This is a genomic window from Paraburkholderia sp. JPY465 (assembly GCF_050436725.1).
GTDB lineage: Bacteria > Pseudomonadota > Gammaproteobacteria > Burkholderiales > Burkholderiaceae > Paraburkholderia > Paraburkholderia youngii.
The window spans coordinates 2,036,281-2,052,562 of sequence record NZ_JBNDMT010000002.1 but is presented as its reverse complement, the minus strand read 5'-3'; the positions used below and the strand labels follow the sequence as shown (position 1 = coordinate 2,052,562).

Sequence of the window (16,282 nt, the reverse complement as noted above, 5' to 3'; positions counted from 1 at the left end):
GTGTAGGCGCGCCGGCGTTCAGCGAGGCACGGCGACGTTCGCGACGATCCGCGCGATCAGCGCCTCGGCCAGCTCCTGGCGGCGCAGCTCGTAAATCGGCGTGAAGAACACGCGATGACCCAGCGCCGGCAGCAGCACTTCGTGGATGTCCTCCGGAAGCAGATGCGTGCGTCCGGCGAGCCACGCGACCACGCGCGCCGCGCGCAACAGCGCGCTCATGCCGCGCGGACTCGCGCCGGCGAGAATCAGCTGCTCCATGTCGACGCCATCGAGCGCGATGCCGAAGCGCGCCGGCGTTTCCGTCGCCTGCCAGATGTCGTGCACATAGCGCTCGATCGTCTCGCTCGCCTGCACGCCCTGCTGGATCGCCGCGCCGATCCGGTTCAACTGTTCCCACGGCACGATCGACGGTGTCAGTTGCGCGAGCAGGCTGTCGACGTCATGGAACCTCGTGTCGAACACGAGGCTGCGCCGCGCCTCCTCGTCGGTCGGCGTCGGCATGTTCAGCTCGAACAGGAAGCGGTCGCGCGCCGCCGACGCGAGCTCGAAGGTCTCTTCCTTCTCGACCTTGTTGCGGTCGGCGTACACGGTCATGTGCGGAAAGCGATGCTCGCGGCCGAACGCCCACACGGAACGCTCGGCCATCGCGCGCAGCAGCAGCGATTGCACCTGCGGGCGCGCGCGATTGATCTCGTTGAAAAAGAAGGTGGTCAGCTGCTCGCCGTGGCGCAGCAGCGGGCCCGGCTCGATGCGCGGCTTGCCGTCGGCGTCGACATAGGTGTGATAGACGAGGTCGCCCGGCATCAGATCGATCGTGCCTTCGACGCGCTCGAAATCGCCGCCCACCACGCGCGCGAACGCCCGCAACACGGTCGTCTTGCCCACCCCGACGCCGCCTTCGAGCAGCACGTGGCCGCGTGCGAACAGCGCGACGTTGATGAGCCTCAGCGTTTGCTGCTGACCGACGACGACTCGCGCCACTTCGTTTTCGATCTGCTGGGCGTGAGAACGCCAGTCCTGAAGCTGCTCGCCAGAAACCATCGCTGCGATCCCCTTCCGTGGTGGCTGGCGTTTATTTGCGCGACGCCCGAACGTCGACGCGCTTCAAGACTCGCCAGCCTTCAGTTCAAGCACGGTTTATGCCGATCGCGCGCGTGGGACGCAAAAGTTAAATCGAATGCGAAAAGTTGGCAGCCTGTCACGACAGCCGGGTACAGACTGTGCCATCGATGCCGCCTATCACGCACCGTTCATCAGCAAGCCGACGAGCGCGCTCGCGCCGCGCCGCCACGAAAGATCCGTGTTGCCGCGTATGTCGACCGAGCGCTGGAACAGCGTCCTGCCGCTCGCGACGTCTTCGATCCGCAGGTTCAGATTGAGAATCAGGTTGCTGACTTTCTGCACCCAGCAGACGCCCACCTGCTCGACGCCCAGCGCACGTCCGAGCTGGCGGGCGCAACCGTCGCAGCTGGTCAGGTCTTGCGCGGCGCCGAGCCGCGTGATCAGCTCCGACGCGCGGCCGTTGTCGGCGACGCGATAACGCTGGCTCGCATCGAGCTGCGCGCGCACCGCATTGCTGACCATCTCGATGCGCGCCGCTTGCGCGCGGTTGGTATCGGCATCGTTGTAGGCGGCGTTATCGTCGATCAGGCCGCAGTTCAGCACCGCGATCGTCACCGGCTCGGCGCGCGCCGGCACGACGCCGACCACGAAGAAGCCGGCAAAGCCCACGCACAGCACAGCCGCGCAACGCACGAACGCGGCCTGGTGAAACGAACGCCATGCACGCAACTCACGCATCGCGCTAACGCTCCGCCCCGACCGGCCGTTTCGCGAACACCCCTGCAAACTGCGCATATTCCTGCTCCAGATGCACCGCCGCATGTTCGAGCAGGAACTGCCGGAACATCACGCTGGTCGGCGAAAGCTGCTTGGTGCGCAGATGCACGATCTGCCACGTTCGTACGATCGGCGTGCCGTGCACGTCGAGCAGCGCGATCTCGCCGGTGCGCAACTCCAGCTGCAGCGTATGCAGTGAGATCAGGCTCACGCCCATGCCGGCCATCACCGCCTGCTTGATCGTCTCGTTGCTGCCGAGCGTGACGGTTTTCGCGGGAGTGAACAGATGCTGCCGAAACATCGCCTCGGCGGCCATGCGCGTGCCCGAGCCCGGCTCGCGCAGCAGGAAGGTGTCGTTGCGCAACTCCTGCAGATCGAAGCGGCGCGCGCCGCACAGCGGATGATGCACCGGCGCGATCACCACCTGGGGATGGCTCGCGAGCGGCTCGGCCGTCGTATCGAGCTCGGGCGGCGGGCGGCCCATGATCGCGAGATCGATCGCGTTGTCCTGCAACATGCGCAGCAGCGCGTCGCGATTGCCGACCGAGAAATGCACGTCGACTTTCGGGTACAGATGCGAGTACATCGCCAGCAGTTTCGGCGCGAAGTAGGTCGCCGAGCTGACGATGCCGACGTTGATCGAGCCGCTGTCGGCCTGCTTCAGCGACATCATCGCGTCTTCGGTGTCCTTGATTTCGCCGAGAATGCGGCTCGCGTGGTGAGTCAGCACCTCGCCCGCTTCGGTCAGCGTGAGCTTGCGCGCGACGCGCTCGAACAGCCGCAGGCCGACCGCCTCTTCGAGCTGATGAATCTGCATCGACACTGCCGGCTGCGTCAGATGCAGCTCCTCGGCCGCGCGCGCGAAACTCGTATAGCGGCTCGCGACGACGAAGATCTGCAACTGCCGCAGGGTCAGCGTGCGAACGAAATTCAGCTTGACCCGGTTCGTCGCGAAGCTCGCGTTCTGCATCGAAAACTCAACGGCTCGCCCGCGGCGCATTCGACGGCTTCGCCGGCACCTTGCCCGATGGCAACTTGTTCAGTGCGGATTGAAAACTCAACGACTCCGAATGCGCCGGATGCGCGAAGTCGTTGTTGGGGCCCGGCACGTCGGTGCGAATCTGCAGGACCTGGCCCGGCACGCCGTCGGCGAGCAGGAAGGTGTAGCGCTTGCCCGTGTATTGCGCGAAGCGCGCCGCGTTCGGATCGTTCAGATAAGGCTGCACGACGATGCGCCGCGCGCTGACCGGCTTGCCGCCGAGCTCGCCCGGCACGCTCTCGATCTGCGGCCCCGCGGCGAGCGCGAGACGCAGACGCTGCTGGAAATAGCGGCGCTGCCCGCCGGTGAGACCCTGCATCTCCGCGATGTCGCGCTCGAGGAAATAAATGATCGCCGGATTGCATTGCAGTCCGCCGATCGGCAGGTTCACGCTGCCGGTGTGGTCGGTCACCTGTGCGTCGCCCTTCGCGTTGTTCTCGCTGACCACCAGCACCTTGACGACGTCGGTGCTGCGCGAGGGCTGCTCCGAATCGATCAGCGCGTAGTCGAGCTCGGTCTGCGCGGCGACGCCGTGCAGATGATCGGTCAGAAAAATCAGCCGCTCCGCCGGCGTGATGTCGTCGCCGCCCGCCGCCGACGCGGCGCTCGCCGGGCTTGCCGCACGGCTTGCGGCCGGCGCGAGGCACAGCACGCACAGCGTCCCCATCAGCGCGGCGCGTGCCGCGCGCAGCCAGGCGCCGCGCGCGCGCGTCATTGGGATGCGTCGCCGGGTTTGCCCGCCGGCGCGTCGACCGGTTTGAGCATCGGCACCTGGTAGGTCGCGAGGATGCTGTCGATCTTGTCGTGATTCGCGCCGATCCATTGATCCACCTTGTCCTTCCAGTCCTTCTCGCCGTAGCGCACGCCCATCGAGATCGTGTAGTCGAAGCGGATGCCGGGTCCCGGCGGGAACGGCACGAGCCTGACCGAATCACCGGCGCGCTTCGCGAAGTAGCCGGCGATCGGCCCCCACAGGAACACCACGTCGACGTTGCCCTCGTGCAGATCGTGTTCGATCATCTGGCCAGGGTACACGCCCGGATCGCCGCTTTGCACCTGGTACGACACCGCCTGGTCGATCAGGTTGTGGCCGAGCAGCCAGTCCACCGCCGGGGTTTGCGAAAAGATTCCGAAACGCAGCTTGTGCAGCTGATCGGGTGGCAGTTTCAGCAGGTCGTCGGGCGTCTTGATGCTCGCGAATTCGGGGCGGTTCGGCAGCACCATCGCGTAGGTCGAGCGCAGATACGGCTGCGTCGTCGACGTCATGTCATAGCCCTTCGGCACGCCGATGATCAGGTCGCAGCGATAGCGCTCGCTGCCCTCCGCCTTCTCGCGCAACGTGTGGCGCACGAAGCCCATGCGCTGCGGAAAGTACGTGTATTCGAGCTTGTAGCCGAAGTCGCTCGCCATCTGGGCGGCGATGCGGTTCTCATAGCCCTCGCCCTTGTCGTTCGACAACGGCATGTTGTTCGGGTCCGCGCATACCCTGAGCACGCCGTCCGCGCCGTCGTTGTTCGGCAGCGCGGGGCCATCCGCCCGGACCGCGGCGCTCGCGAGCGCCGCCCCACACAACGCGGCCGCGATCACGCTGACATGCACGGACATGCTTCTCTTATCACGCATCGTGAGCCTCCGGAAGAATGACGGCGCGGCCGTTAATTCGAGTCGATGGCATGCAGATCGCCCGGCTTGATCTGCCCATCGGAGCGTCCTTTCAGATACGCATAGAGATTTTCCCAGTTCTTCTGCATCATCTGGCTCGTGCTGAAATCGGGCATACCCTTATCCACCCGGCCGCCGAACACGGTGCGATGAAATTCGTTCTTGTCCAGCGTCTTGAACGCGTCGATCAGCGACGGCCCGACCATGCCCTGCTGCTGCGCGCCGTGACAGCGTTCGCAAGCGAGCGCGCGCCACGTCTTCCAGCCCTGCAGCGTATTACTGTCGACCTTGTTTCCGTCGACTACCTTGTACGCGACCTGCGCAATCGAAGGATTGTTCTGCGCGTATCCGACGGGCAGCATGACGAGCGCTACGGGCAACGCGGTGAGCAACAGGATAGATCTGCCTTTCATGCACATGTCTCCATCTGGGAAAAAGCCGCGCCCCGATGCGTTTCAGCGACGCATCCACCAACGGGCGCGATTTGGGGGTAATTCAATGCTTTGGGCGAGGCTGACGGGGCGGCCGTGCCTGTTCAAGCCGCCCCACTGGTTCAGCCTTTCATTTCAGCCGTTCGTTCAGCTCTTTTCGTTAGGAATAGCGAACACGAACAGCGTGCCGCCGAGCGCGGTGTACTTCGCGAGATCCTTGTAGCCGCCGACTGCGCCCAGGCCTTCGGTCGGCTTCTCGAGACCCGCCGCCATGCCGATGCCGGCCCAGCCGCCGATGCCCGAGTACACGCCGACGTACTGCTTGCCCTGATACTCATACGTGAAGACGTTGCCGATGATTCCCGACGGCGTCTTGAAGCGCCACAGTTCCTTGCCGTCCGAGATGCGAACCGCCTTCAGGTAGCCCTCCAGCGTGCCGTAGAACGCGATGCCGCCGCCCGTCGCCAGCACACCCGACCACACCGAGAACTTCTCAGGCTTCGAGTAGATGATCTTGCCCTTGCTCGCATCCCACGCGATGAAGTTGCCCATCGCGTTGCCCTCGTTCGGGCCCGGATACATCGACAGCGTGGCGCCGACATACGGCTGTCCCGACACGTAGTCGACATCGAACGGCTCGTAGTCCATACAGACGTGGTTGGTCGGCACGAGGAACAAGCTCGTCTTCGGATCGAACGCCGCCGGTTGCTGGTCCTTCGAACCGAGTGCCGCCGGGCAGATGCCCTTCACGTTGTGGTCGGACCCGGCCGCCTGCGTCGAGTACGCGGCGTTGCGAATCGGCAGGCCGCTTTGCAGATCGACGCGATCGGCCCAGTTCACCGCCGGGTCGTACTTCTGCGCGACCAGCAGCTGTCCGGTTTCGCGGTTCAGCGTGTAGCCGAAGCCGTTACGGTCGAAGTGCACGATCGCGGGCACCTTCTTGCCGTTGATCGTCAGGTCGGACAGGATCATTTCGTTGACGCCGTCATAGTCCCATTCGTCGTGGGGCGTCATCTGGTAGACCCATTTGGCCGTGCCGGTATTCAGGTCGCGCGCGAAGATCGACATCGACCATTTGTTGTCACCCGGACGTTGCGTCGGGTTCCATGTGCCCGGATTGCCAGTACCGTAGTAAACAAGGTTGAGTTTCGGGTCCCACGCATACCAGCCCCACGTGGTGCCGCCGCCGAGCTTCCACTGATCGCCCTTCCAGGACTTCACCGACGAATCCGCGCCCACCGGCACCATCTGGCCGTTCGAGTACGTCATCGTCTTTTGCGGGTCGAGCAGCATTTCGTTGTCGGGACCCGTGCTGTACGCAGTCCAGACCGGTTTGCCGGTCTTGATGTCGTACGCGATCAGACGCCCGCGCACGCCGAACTCGCCGCCCGAAATGCCGGTCAGCACCTTGTCGCCGAATACGTGCGGCGCGTTGGTGTTGGTTTCACCGGCTTTCGGATTGCCGTTCTGCGCGGTCCACACGACCTCGCCCGTCTTCGCGTTCAGCGCGACGAGCTTGGTGTCGGCCTGCTGCAGGAAGATCTTGCCGTCGCCGTATGCGAGACCGCGGTTGACGGTGTCGCAGCACATCACGGAGACGACCTGTTCATCCTGCTTCGGCTGATACTGCCAGAGGAACGTCTGATCCTTCAGGTTGACTGCAATGACTTTGTTCGGAAACGGGGAGTGGATATACATCGTGTCGCCGATCACGAGCGGCGCGCCTTCATGGCCGCGTAGCACGCCGGTCGACATGGTCCATGCGACCTGCAATTTGCCGACGTTGTTCTCGTTGATCTGTTTGAGCGGGCTGTAGCGGTGATTTGCATAATCGCCCGCCTGGGCCGCCCAGTTGGCCGGGTTTTTCATCAATCCGTCGAGCTGCGAATCGGCCTGCGCAGCCAGAGAGCTAAAGGCTGCGGATGCGAGGATCGCGAGCCCAAGAACTACAGTGCGTAAGTTCATGTCTCCTCCAGAATTGTCCTGCTGTTCAACTCACGAATGACCCACGCTACCTCATCGCATCGTGCGCGCCTTCTCGATTGCAGGTAACGATTAACGCGCTATCCCGATTCGATGTCAGGCTTCGCGACGCATGAACGGCCAACGCATATTCCATGCCGGAATAGCGGCAATATTGCGGCTCTTGCGTGCGCCGGCCCGCCGACCCGGCACGCGCGACCTGTCGCGGCACTCGGGCGTTGCACGCCGATGCTTGCACGGCGGTAAGCTGAAGGGGTTGCGTCACGCGATGCGGCACATACTGTGTCACTTGCGTGATACGAATCGTGTCCTTTGCGAATCACGCGCCGCAGCGCGGGCCTGTCACCTGCATCGAAGCTTCGTTCGGCGAACGATTCGCGCATTCGAGGAGCTAACCGCCATGGCAAACACCGAGCACGTCTATACCGACGAAGAGATCCAGCAACGCCTCGTCGGTCCGTTGCAGCACTGGTATCTGGAAGATGGCTGGCTGCGGCGCAAATACCGCACCGAGGGCTGGAAGGGAACGCTGATGGTGGTCAACGCCGTCGGGCACCTCGCGGAAGCCGCGTGGCATCACCCCGATCTGACGGTCTCGTATGCGTTCGTGATCGTGAAGCTGAAAACGCACACCGCCAAGGGCATCACCGACAAGGACTTCGCGCTCGCAACCAAGATCGAATCGGTGGTCCACTGGCAGCCCGGCCTCGAGGAAGGCCCGCTGGAAGGCACGCCGGCCGACGATCAGCGCTTCCGCTACATCAAGTACGACGCGCCGAAACCCGCGCAAGGCAGTTGACCCGCGCGCCTGCCGCCGCATGAAACAGCGCGTGACACAGTGCGCCTTCGGCGTCACACAGCGTCCATGCAGCGGCGAAACCGGGCGGCGCGCGGCGCGCCGGTTTAGAGATTCCGGTGGGCCGAATCCGCTGCGGCGGCCGTTGCGCGCGCCTGGTACGGCTTTCGCTTGACGTCGCCGGGCGCACTGTCGCTGGAACCCGCGACGCGACACGACGCGTCGCGCACACCCCGCGGCCGAACCCGGTTTCGCGCACCCGCAAGGACACCTGAGGACACACGAGATGCCGCTTCAGCTCCGCCGCCTGCCGCCACGCGCCCCCATCACGATCGATGCGCCCGCGCGGCTGCATCTGGGCTTTCTCGATCCGAACGCGTCGCTCGGGCGCGCGTTCGGCAGCCTGGGGCTCGTCATCGATACGCACGGCACGCGGATTCAGGCGCGGCTCGCCGAACGCGAGCAGATCGGCGGTGTGGCGAGCGAGGCCGAGCGCGCGCGAATTGCGCTGAGTCTCGCGCGGCTGCAGGCTGCCTACGGACCGGCGAGCCTCGCGATCGACGTGCTTGAGGCGCCGCGCGCCCATACCGGCCTCGGCTCAGGCACACAACTGGCGCTCGCGGTCGGTGCCGCGTTCACGCGCCTCATCGGCCAGCCGGCGACGAGCGCCGAGATCGCCAGCCTGCTCGGGCGCGGCGCGCGCTCCGGCATCGGCATACTCGGCTTCGAGTGCGGCGGCCTGCTGCTCGATGGCGGCCCGCCCGGCGATCTGCGCCAGAGCATGCCGCCGCTACTGTCGCGCCAGCCGTTTCCGCAGCCGTGGCGCGTGCTGCTCGTCAGGGACAACAGCCGCGAGGGCTTGCACGGCGCCGAGGAACGCAGCGCGCTCGCATCGCTCGCGCCGTTTCCGCAGCGGCTCGCCGCGCATCTGTGCCATCTGGTGCTGATGCAGATCCTGCCCGGCGCCGCCGAACATAACTTCGCGCCGTTCGCGCACGGCCTCACCGAACTACAGCAGACCATCGGCGAATACTTTGCGAGCGCGCAAGGCGGCGTGTTCGCGAGTCCCGACGTCGAGCGCGTGCTGCGCGCGGTCGCCGCCGAGCGCACCGCCGGCATCGGCCAGACCTCATGGGGCCCGACGGGCTTCGCGGTGCTCGCGAGTGCGCGCGAGGCCGAGCGCGCACTCGCGACCGCGCGCGCCGTCGCGAGCGCGCTGCCGCATATCGAATGCAGCGTCGTCGCGGGCCGCAATAGCGGCGCGGCGATCAGCGACGCCGAGGCGCGCGCGCCGCACATCGACGCCGCATGATGCGCGGCCGCGCTCAGGTCGCCGCTCCGGCCGCCGCTCATCCAATCCGCTGCCACGCGCGGCGCGGCCTTGCCCTGCGCCTTCCCGAGACTGCCACTAAAACGAGCCCCTGCCATGTCAGAAACCATTGAAAGGCCCCACATCCTGCACATGTTCACGGCCACGCCGCAGATGAGTCCGTTCGACGTCAACATGGCCGCCGACGCCGGCTACCAGGTCATCGTGCCGTATTGCAACGTCGAAGCCGGCATGGTCGCGAACCTCACGCAGGACGCGATCTTCTCGCGCGGCCCAAAAGGGGTGTCGCGCACCGGCATCTTCATCGGCGGACGCGACGTGATGCAGGCCGTCGACATGCTCGACACCGCACGCAAGGCGATGGTCCCGCCGTTCGAAGTCTCCGTGTTCGCCGATCCGAGCGGTTCGTACACGACCGCGGCTGCGCTCGTCGCGCTGGTCGAGCGGCATCTGGGCAAGCAGCACGGCGTGGAACTGGGCGGCAAGCGCGTGCTGATTCTCGGCGGTGCCGGCGCGGTCGGACGCATCGCGGCGGCGATCGCCGCGTCGCGCGGCGCCGACGTGACGATCGCGAGCCACACCGACCGCAGTCGCGCGCTCGGCGCGTCGGCCGAACTGAACGAGCGCTTCGGCATCGTCACCAGCGGCATCGGCACCACGACGCCCGCTGAGCTGCGCGGCGCGCTCGCCGACGCGGAAATCGTGCTCGCCACCGCGGTCGCGGGCGTGCAGGTGGTCGGCCGCGACGACCTCGAGCATGCAAAGCGCCTGCTCGTCGCCGCCGACGTCAACGCGGTGCCGCCCGAAGGTATCGCCGGCGTGAACGTGATGAACGACGGCAAGCCGATCGACGGTGTGCCGAACGCGGGCGCGGTCGGCATCGGCGCGCTCGCGATCGGCAACGTCAAGTATCAGGTCGAGCATCGACTGTTCATGCGCATGCGCACCGGCGGCAAGCCGGTCTATCTGGGCTTCCCGGAAGCCTACGACGAGGCCCGCGCGGTCGCGGCCGGTCTCGGCTGAGAGCGGCCGTCATGAAGCCGCACCGGCCGCTCATGCACGCGCCCATCGTCGCGGTCGTCGGACAGTCCGCGCGCCTGCTCGCGCAGTCCGCGGCGCGCGCCGGCCTGCATGTCGCCGCGCTCGATATCTTCGGCGACTGCGACACGCGCGAGGCCGCCGAACTGTGGTTCGACATCGGCCGCAGTGATGGCGCGCTCGGGATCGACCGGGCGCGGCTCGTCGACGCGCTGGCGCGGGTCGCGCGGTTGCCGGGTCTGCTTGGATGGATCTGCGGCAGCGGGCTCGAAGCTTTGATGCCTGAGCTGTGCCGGGAACCCGGCTTGCCGCGCTTTCTCGGCAACGATACCGACGCGGTCGCGGCCGTCCGCGAGCCCCGGCGTTTCTTCGCGCTACTAGACGCGTTGCGCATCGGGCATCCGGCTGTGTCGTTCGAGCGGCCCGCGACGGCCGAGGGCTGGCTGTTCAAGCAGGCGGATGGCTGTGGCGGTACGCACATCCAGCCCGCCGACTCTCTCGACTTGACGAGCGCTTCCGCGCACGGCTACTTCCAGCGCATTGGCCAAGGCCGCTCGCTGTCGGCGCTGTTCATCGGCTCGCACGGCCGCGCGCATCTGATCGGTTTCGCTGAGCAACTCACCTGCGCAATCGGCGATCTGCGCTTCGTGCATGCGGGCTCGATCGGACCGATCGACTTGCCGCCAGCGTTCGTCGCGCGCGTGCAGCAAGCGCTCGACGCGCTCTGCGCAAGCACCGGCCTCGTCGGCATCAATAGCTGCGATTTTTTGTCGGACGGCGCCTCGTTCGACGTGCTCGAAATCAACCCGCGACCTTCGTCGACGATGGCGCTCTACGAAACCGCGTCGCCCGATGCGTGGCCAGCCGGCCTGCTCGCCTGCCACCTCGACGCCTGCCGCCACGGCCGCGCGCCATCGGCCGCGAGCCTCGCGCTCGCCCGCGCGCCGCGCTGGCGCGCCGGCCAGCGGGTGCTGTTCGCGCAGCGGCCGTTCAACGTCTCCGCGGCGTTCTCCGACGCCTGCCTGCGCGATCCGCAATGCCGCGACGTGCCGATGCCGGGCACCCGCATCGACGTCGGGCAGCCGGTCTGCACGCTGCTCGTGCGAGCGGCGTCGGTGGACGCGGTGCGCACCGCGCTCGATGCGCAGCACGAACGCGTCGTCCAACGAATCGAAACCTGCGATGAACCCGACCATGCCTGCCTCCACGCCCACTGAGACTTCCCCGCCCGCCGCGCCGCCGAGCGTGAATGCGCTTTCAGAGCGCCTCGTCGCGCGGCTCCTCGATCAGGCGGCACATCTCGGCGTTGCGCTCACGCGCACACCCGCCGGCACTGTGATCGCCGACGCCGGCGTCGACGCACGCGGCAGCCTCGACGCCGGCGTGCTGATCGCGCGCATCTGCATGGGCGGACTCGGCCGCGTCGCGGTACGCGCGAACTTCGACGCCGCGCCGCTGTGGCCGACGATGCTCGAGGTCAGCACCTCGGCGCCGGTGCTCGCCTGCCTCGGCAGCCAGTACGCGGGCTGGAGCCTGTCGGCGACCAAGGAGCAGACCGGCGGCAAGAAGTTCTTTTCGCTAGGCTCGGGGCCCGCGCGCGCGCTCGCGGTCAAGGAGCCGCTATTCGATGAGCTCGGCTATCGCGACCGCCACGAACGCGGCGCGCTGGTGCTCGAAGTGGACCGGTTGCCGCCGCAGGTGGTGATCGACAAGGTGCTGCACGACTGCGGCCTCACGCCCGAACATCTGACGCTGATCGTCACGCCGACACACTCTGTCGCGGGAACGGTACAGGTCGTGGCCCGCGTCGTCGAAGTGGCGCTGCACAAGGTGCACGTGCTCGGCGTGCCGCTCGATGAAATCGTCGCCGGCACGGGCTCGGCGCCGCTGCCGCCGCCCGCGCCCGACGGCATTCAGGCGATGGGCCGCACCAACGACGCGATCCTGTACGGCGGCCGCGTGCATCTGACCGTCCTGCACGACGAAATCGCGCGACGCCTCGCCGACACGCTGCCCTCCGCCAATTCGCGCGACTACGGCCGGCCGTTCGCGGACGTCTTCACGGCAGTCAACTTCGACTTCTATCAGATCGACCCGGCGCTGTTCGCGCCCGCCGAGGTGTGGGTCAGCAGCCTCGAAAGCGGCGCGACCTATCATGGCGGCCGGCTCGACGGCGGCCTGCTGCGCAAACAGTGGGGCGGCGAGCCCGTCGCGCGATGATGATCGCAACGGGCCTGCGCATCGCGATCATGAGCGACGAAACCGGCTGGCACACCGGCCGGCTGAAAAAAGCGTTCCGCGCGCGCGGCGCCGAAGCGCGTTGCGTCGATCTCGCGGATTGCCGCATCGACACCACATGGCTGCCGCACGGCCTCGTGATCCCGGGCTTCGGCCGCACGCTGCCGGATGCGGTGTTCGTGCGCGGCATCGCCGGCGGCACCTTCGAGCAGGTGACGCTGCGGCTCGGCATCCTGCACGCGCTGCGCGAGTCGGGCGTGCCGGTCTACAACGACGCCCGCGCGATCGAGCGCAGCGTCGACAAGTCGATGACGAGCTTCCTGCTGCATCGCGCGGGCGTGCCGACACCAGCCACCTGGGCCGGCGAGTCCGCCGCGTTCGCGCAACGCGTACTGATGCGCGAAGCGGCCGCCGGCCGCCAGGTCGTGCTCAAGCCGCTGTTCGGCTCGCAAGGCAACGGGCTCAAACGGCTCGGCGCGCGCGGCGGGCTGCTCGCGCCGTTGCCGTCGCTCGCGCGTTATCGGCAGGTCGCTTATCTGCAGCGCTTCGTTGCCGGAGCCCGGCCCGGTTTCGACTGGCGCGTGCTCGTGATCGGCGGCAAGGCGGTCGCGGCGATGCGGCGCAGCGGCGGCAAGGGCTGGATTCACAACGTCGCGCAAGGCGCGCGCTGCGAGGCCGCCGAGCTGACGGTCCCGCTCGCGCAGACCGCCGTGCGCGCCACCGCCGCGCTCGGGCTCGACTACGCGGGCGTGGACCTGATCCCGAATCCCGACGACGCCGCGCTGCCGCTCGTGCTCGAAGTGAACGGCGTGGCCGCGTGGCGGGGTTTGCAGTCGGTCGTGCCGCTCGATGTCGCCGCGGCGCTGGTCGACGATCTGCTCGATCGCAAGCTCGCAGCGCAGCGGCGCGCGGACGAGCTAGCCGAGCAAGCCGCTAGCGCCGGGTTGCCTGAGCCGTCTCCGCAGCGCCGGGCTTGAGCGTCATGACCGTCCCCTTCGAGCATGCGCGCGCAGCCTTCCTCGCAGCCTGCGCGCTCGACGTCACCACGCCGAAACCCGGCAACGTCAGCACCCAAAGCCCCGGCCACGGCATGAACGCGGCGCAGTTCCTCGCCAGCGCGGACGCATCGCTCGACGCGCTATTCGCGCCCGGCGCCCGTGTCGGACAGCGCATTCTCGACGCGGTCACACGCACGCGCGCGGCCGTCGGCTGCAATACGAATCTCGGCATCGTGCTGCTCGTCGCGCCGCTCGCCGCGGCTCTCGACGAGACCGGCGAACGGCCGCTGACGGCGCCAGCGTGGCGCGCCGCCGTCGGCGACGTGCTGAGCCGGCTCGACGTCGAAGACGCGCGGCTCGCCTATCGCGCGATCGCGCTCGCCAACCCCGGCGGCCTCGGCGACGCGCCCGAGCAATCGGTCCACGCAGCGCCGACGATCGGCCTGCGCGACGCGATGCGGCTCGCCAGCGAGCGCGACAGCATCGCGCGGCAGTACGCGAACGGTTTCGCGGACCTGTTCGAGACCGGCCTCACCGCCTGCTTCGAAGCCTCGACGCCAGCGCCCGAACCCGCGCCCGTCGATCCCGGTGAAATCGCGATGCTCAATGTGTTCCTGGCGTTCCTGGCCGGCTGGCCCGACTCTCACATTGTGCGCAAGCACGGCCTCGCGCTGGCGCAGAGTGTCACGCTCGTGGCACGCGAACAGCACGCGCGCTGGCGTCAAACGCGACCCGCCGCGCGCCGCACGGCAAGCGATCCGCAGCTCGATGCTTGGGATGCCGAATTGAAGGCCCGCGCGATCAATCCCGGCACCAGCGCGGACCTCGCGGTGGCCACGCTGTTCGTTGCGCGCTGCGTCGAATGGCGCGGTTAACCCTGAATCGTCTGCACTGAACACGCCCCAAACGGGCGCGTCAGCATGCCGGGTGCCAGAACTGGCACGGAACCTGTTAGTTAGTACCGCCGTGCAATCCCGCACCGCTCTCGCGATGCTGATCTGGACACGATCGCGGGCGGCGCCTCGTCAGCAGGTCCATACCTACTCATTGGAGGAACAGAATGGCCAAGATCAACCGCGTCATGATCGGTGAGTCGCTAGTCGGCGACGGCAACGAGGTCGCGCATATCGACTTGCTGATCGGACCGCGAGGTTCGGCTGCGGAAACCGCGTTCTGCAACGCGCTCACCAACAACAAGGACGGCTTCACGTCGCTGCTCGCCGTCGTCGCACCGAATCTCATCACGAAGCCCAATACGATCCTGTTCAACAAGGTGACGATCAAAGGCGCCAAGCAGGCCGTGCAGATGTTCGGCCCGGCGCAGCACGCGGTCGCGCTAGCAGTGGCCGACAGCGTCGAGGACGGCACGATCCCGCAGGAAGAAGCCGACGATCTGTTCCTCTGCGTCGGCGTCTTCATCCACTGGCAGGCGGAGGACGACAAGAAGATCCAGCAGTTCAACTATCAGGCGACGCGCGAGGCCATCAAGCGCGCGGTCAGCGGCGAGCCGAGCGCGGCTGAAGTAGTATCGAAGAAGGGCACCGTCGCGCATCCGTTCGCGCCGAACTGACGGTGCATGGCAGCGCAGGAGACGCGGCGCCGTTCGCGGCCCCGCCTCCTCGCGCATCCCGTCGCCTCGCGGCCGCAAGGCAGGGCCCTCGCGCAGCGGTTCGCGAAGCGGGTTCAATGCTCTCGCAGAGGCATTCAATGACTAATAGATGTCGCGCACTTCTCGCCTTTACCTCGCTCATGCTCGCCGCGCCGCTCGCGTGGGCGAGCGGCTATAACTATCCGACCGAGGGCCGCGTCGAATACGTGCTCAGCTGCATGGACGACAACGGCCACGATTTCGCAAACGTCTACAAGTGCTCGTGCGTGATCGACAAAATGGCCGCATCGTTGCCGTACGACGAATTCGTCGACCAGTCGACCTTCTCGAAGTACGCGACGCTCGGCGGCGAAGGCGGCGCGGAATTCCGCGTCGATCACGCCAAGGCTCAAACCAGGAAATTCCGCGCGCTGCAAACGAGCGCGTACCAGGCGTGCGGACTCGGTCCGCAGAAAACGTCGACCGTGGCGAAATGACGACGGTTCGAGACGCGCCGGGCGTCCGGCGTGCCCGCTCTCTCCGTCAATTCGGCACCAGTCCCTTGCCGAGCGACGCGTAACACGGGAGCCCCACGGCGGGCGCCGGGCCATCGCCGCGACGCCGCTCGATCTGCACGCCGACGGCCGCGAGGTCGGCGAACTTGGCCGGCTTCGCGAGCGACACGCGCACCCAGTGCGCGCCGAAGTCAGCGATCAGCAGTTGCGCGATCGTCTCCGCAAGCGCCTCCAGCAGACGCACGCGATGCGACGCGAATAGCTCGAGCAGCGCCTCGCGCACGGCCGCATAGTTGACCGTATCTTCGATCCGGTCCGTCGCGCACGCGCGGATCGCGGGCACGCCGATCGCCAGATTCACGCGCACCGGTTGCGCAACATGCAACTCGCTGCTGTCGATACCGATGACCGTCTGGCCGATGAAGTTCTCGATGAACACGATGTCGAGGCGCTCGGGCAACGCGCCGGCTTGCGAGCCGGGATTGGCGTCGAGGCTGGAAAATGCGGCAAGGCGAACAGTATCGATACGATCCATGATGGTCTCCGCCGCGGCGCGGCCCAAGATTAAACAGCCTGTGATGAACAGCGAACGATGCAACAGTAGAACAGTGGAACTGCGCGACGCGCGGCACACTCTGTGTCGAAGCTGCGACAGGCATGCAACCTGCAAAACGGTATAACGCATCGCGCATCGAGAAAAGCAAATTCCGGGCACGGTGAGGTAAACCCACAGTCACTTTCTGTTGAACCGATCTTGCATCGAGCGTACAGTTTTAAATATCCGCCTCGTAGCAGGGCCGGTCGCGAGGGAGCAGACGGACCGAG

At 66.8% G+C, this 16,282-nt stretch carries 17 protein-coding genes; 9 read left to right on the top strand and 8 right to left on the bottom strand.

The window, feature by feature from the left end:
* Nucleotides 1–18: 18 nt before the first annotated feature.
* The 7 genes from QFZ94_RS11545 to QFZ94_RS11515 form a co-directional block, all read right to left on the bottom strand.
* A complete protein-coding gene (locus tag QFZ94_RS11545) occupies nt 19–1,041 on the bottom strand; it encodes an AAA family ATPase (protein ID WP_368586133.1) in 1,023 nt (340 codons plus the stop codon).
* A 198-nt stretch (nt 1,042–1,239) separates the two neighbouring features.
* Entirely contained in the window at nt 1,240–1,800 is a 561-nt protein-coding gene (locus tag QFZ94_RS11540) for a DUF3280 domain-containing protein (RefSeq protein ID WP_429456959.1), read from the bottom strand.
* A gap of 4 nt (nt 1,801–1,804) precedes the next feature.
* Nucleotides 1,805–2,809 (bottom strand): LysR family transcriptional regulator, encoded by a 1,005-nt coding sequence (locus tag QFZ94_RS11535; protein WP_368586131.1) that lies wholly within the window; start codon nt 2,807–2,809, stop codon nt 1,805–1,807.
* 7 nt (nt 2,810–2,816) lie between these two features.
* Complete coding sequence (locus QFZ94_RS11530; RefSeq protein ID WP_429456956.1) at nt 2,817–3,593, bottom strand: hypothetical protein; 777 nt, start codon at nt 3,591–3,593, stop codon at nt 2,817–2,819.
* Nucleotides 3,590–4,501 (bottom strand): substrate-binding domain-containing protein, encoded by a 912-nt coding sequence (locus QFZ94_RS11525; RefSeq protein WP_368586129.1) that lies wholly within the window; start codon nt 4,499–4,501, stop codon nt 3,590–3,592. Before QFZ94_RS11525 ends, QFZ94_RS11530 begins: the two co-directional genes overlap by 4 nt.
* A 32-nt stretch (nt 4,502–4,533) precedes the next feature.
* Nucleotides 4,534–4,953: a c-type cytochrome gene (locus QFZ94_RS11520; protein ID WP_176120582.1), complete on the bottom strand. Its 420-nt coding sequence runs from the start codon at nt 4,951–4,953 to the stop codon at nt 4,534–4,536.
* Between the two features lie 165 nt (nt 4,954–5,118).
* Nucleotides 5,119–6,936 (bottom strand): methanol/ethanol family PQQ-dependent dehydrogenase, encoded by a 1,818-nt coding sequence (locus QFZ94_RS11515; RefSeq protein ID WP_368586128.1) that lies wholly within the window; start codon nt 6,934–6,936, stop codon nt 5,119–5,121.
* Nucleotides 6,937–7,354: 418 nt separating this feature from the next.
* On the opposite strand from QFZ94_RS11515, the gene QFZ94_RS11510 reads away from it, so the two are divergent.
* The 9 genes from QFZ94_RS11510 (at nt 7,355) to QFZ94_RS11470 (ending at nt 15,439) form a co-directional block, all read left to right on the top strand.
* Nucleotides 7,355–7,753: a 4a-hydroxytetrahydrobiopterin dehydratase gene (locus tag QFZ94_RS11510; RefSeq protein WP_018437330.1), complete on the top strand. Its 399-nt coding sequence runs from the start codon at nt 7,355–7,357 to the stop codon at nt 7,751–7,753.
* A 283-nt stretch (nt 7,754–8,036) separates the two neighbouring features.
* Nucleotides 8,037–9,062: a beta-ribofuranosylaminobenzene 5'-phosphate synthase family protein gene (locus QFZ94_RS11505; RefSeq protein WP_429456952.1), complete on the top strand. Its 1,026-nt coding sequence runs from the start codon at nt 8,037–8,039 to the stop codon at nt 9,060–9,062.
* Nucleotides 9,063–9,176: 114 nt separating this feature from the next.
* Nucleotides 9,177–10,103 (top strand): NAD(P)-dependent methylenetetrahydromethanopterin dehydrogenase, encoded by a 927-nt coding sequence (locus QFZ94_RS11500; protein WP_429456950.1) that lies wholly within the window; start codon nt 9,177–9,179, stop codon nt 10,101–10,103.
* A gap of 11 nt (nt 10,104–10,114) precedes the next feature.
* On the top strand, nt 10,115–11,335 hold the full coding sequence (locus QFZ94_RS11495; RefSeq protein ID WP_429456948.1) for an ATP-grasp domain-containing protein: 1,221 nt from the start codon (nt 10,115–10,117) through the stop codon (nt 11,333–11,335).
* A complete protein-coding gene (gene mch, locus QFZ94_RS11490; RefSeq protein WP_429456946.1) occupies nt 11,313–12,338 on the top strand; it encodes a methenyltetrahydromethanopterin cyclohydrolase in 1,026 nt (341 codons plus the stop codon). Before QFZ94_RS11495 ends, mch begins: the two co-directional genes overlap by 23 nt.
* A complete protein-coding gene (locus tag QFZ94_RS11485) occupies nt 12,335–13,333 on the top strand; it encodes an ATP-grasp domain-containing protein (protein WP_429456944.1) in 999 nt (332 codons plus the stop codon). The genes mch and QFZ94_RS11485 overlap by 4 nt, the downstream gene beginning before the upstream one ends.
* A 5-nt stretch (nt 13,334–13,338) precedes the next feature.
* Entirely contained in the window at nt 13,339–14,229 is an 891-nt protein-coding gene (locus tag QFZ94_RS11480) for a triphosphoribosyl-dephospho-CoA synthase (protein WP_410849797.1), read from the top strand.
* Nucleotides 14,230–14,414: 185 nt separating this feature from the next.
* Nucleotides 14,415–14,924: a formaldehyde-activating enzyme gene (gene fae / locus QFZ94_RS11475; protein ID WP_176107508.1), complete on the top strand. Its 510-nt coding sequence runs from the start codon at nt 14,415–14,417 to the stop codon at nt 14,922–14,924.
* 137 nt (nt 14,925–15,061) lie between these two features.
* Nucleotides 15,062–15,439: a hypothetical protein gene (locus QFZ94_RS11470; RefSeq protein WP_368586122.1), complete on the top strand. Its 378-nt coding sequence runs from the start codon at nt 15,062–15,064 to the stop codon at nt 15,437–15,439.
* Between the two features lie 46 nt (nt 15,440–15,485).
* On the opposite strand, the gene QFZ94_RS11465 is transcribed toward QFZ94_RS11470, so the two are convergent.
* A complete protein-coding gene (locus QFZ94_RS11465; protein WP_429456941.1) occupies nt 15,486–15,992 on the bottom strand; it encodes a dihydroneopterin aldolase in 507 nt (168 codons plus the stop codon).
* Between the last annotated feature and the right edge of the window lie 290 nt (nt 15,993–16,282).

Bases quoted from the DNA above. Each gene is read 5' to 3' on its own strand.
- QFZ94_RS11545 (WP_368586133.1), bottom strand. From the start codon at position 1,041: ATGGTTTCTGGCGAGCAGCTTCAGGACTGGCGTTCTCACGCCCAGCAG.
- QFZ94_RS11540 (WP_429456959.1), bottom strand. From the start codon at position 1,800: ATGCGTGAGTTGCGTGCATGGCGTTCGTTTCACCAGGCCGCGTTCGTG.
- QFZ94_RS11535 (WP_368586131.1), bottom strand. From the start codon at position 2,809: ATGCAGAACGCGAGCTTCGCGACGAACCGGGTCAAGCTGAATTTCGTT.
- QFZ94_RS11530 (WP_429456956.1), bottom strand. From the start codon at position 3,593: ATGACGCGCGCGCGCGGCGCCTGGCTGCGCGCGGCACGCGCCGCGCTG.
- QFZ94_RS11525 (WP_368586129.1), bottom strand. From the start codon at position 4,501: ATGCGTGATAAGAGAAGCATGTCCGTGCATGTCAGCGTGATCGCGGCC.
- QFZ94_RS11520 (WP_176120582.1), bottom strand. From the start codon at position 4,953: ATGAAAGGCAGATCTATCCTGTTGCTCACCGCGTTGCCCGTAGCGCTC.
- QFZ94_RS11515 (WP_368586128.1), bottom strand. From the start codon at position 6,936: ATGAACTTACGCACTGTAGTTCTTGGGCTCGCGATCCTCGCATCCGCA.
- QFZ94_RS11510 (WP_018437330.1), top strand. From the start codon at position 7,355: ATGGCAAACACCGAGCACGTCTATACCGACGAAGAGATCCAGCAACGC.
- QFZ94_RS11505 (WP_429456952.1), top strand. From the start codon at position 8,037: ATGCCGCTTCAGCTCCGCCGCCTGCCGCCACGCGCCCCCATCACGATC.
- QFZ94_RS11500 (WP_429456950.1), top strand. From the start codon at position 9,177: ATGTCAGAAACCATTGAAAGGCCCCACATCCTGCACATGTTCACGGCC.
- QFZ94_RS11495 (WP_429456948.1), top strand. From the start codon at position 10,115: ATGAAGCCGCACCGGCCGCTCATGCACGCGCCCATCGTCGCGGTCGTC.
- mch (WP_429456946.1), top strand. From the start codon at position 11,313: ATGCCTGCCTCCACGCCCACTGAGACTTCCCCGCCCGCCGCGCCGCCG.
- QFZ94_RS11485 (WP_429456944.1), top strand. From the start codon at position 12,335: ATGATGATCGCAACGGGCCTGCGCATCGCGATCATGAGCGACGAAACC.
- QFZ94_RS11480 (WP_410849797.1), top strand. From the start codon at position 13,339: ATGACCGTCCCCTTCGAGCATGCGCGCGCAGCCTTCCTCGCAGCCTGC.
- fae (WP_176107508.1), top strand. From the start codon at position 14,415: ATGGCCAAGATCAACCGCGTCATGATCGGTGAGTCGCTAGTCGGCGAC.
- QFZ94_RS11470 (WP_368586122.1), top strand. From the start codon at position 15,062: ATGACTAATAGATGTCGCGCACTTCTCGCCTTTACCTCGCTCATGCTC.
- QFZ94_RS11465 (WP_429456941.1), bottom strand. From the start codon at position 15,992: ATGGATCGTATCGATACTGTTCGCCTTGCCGCATTTTCCAGCCTCGAC.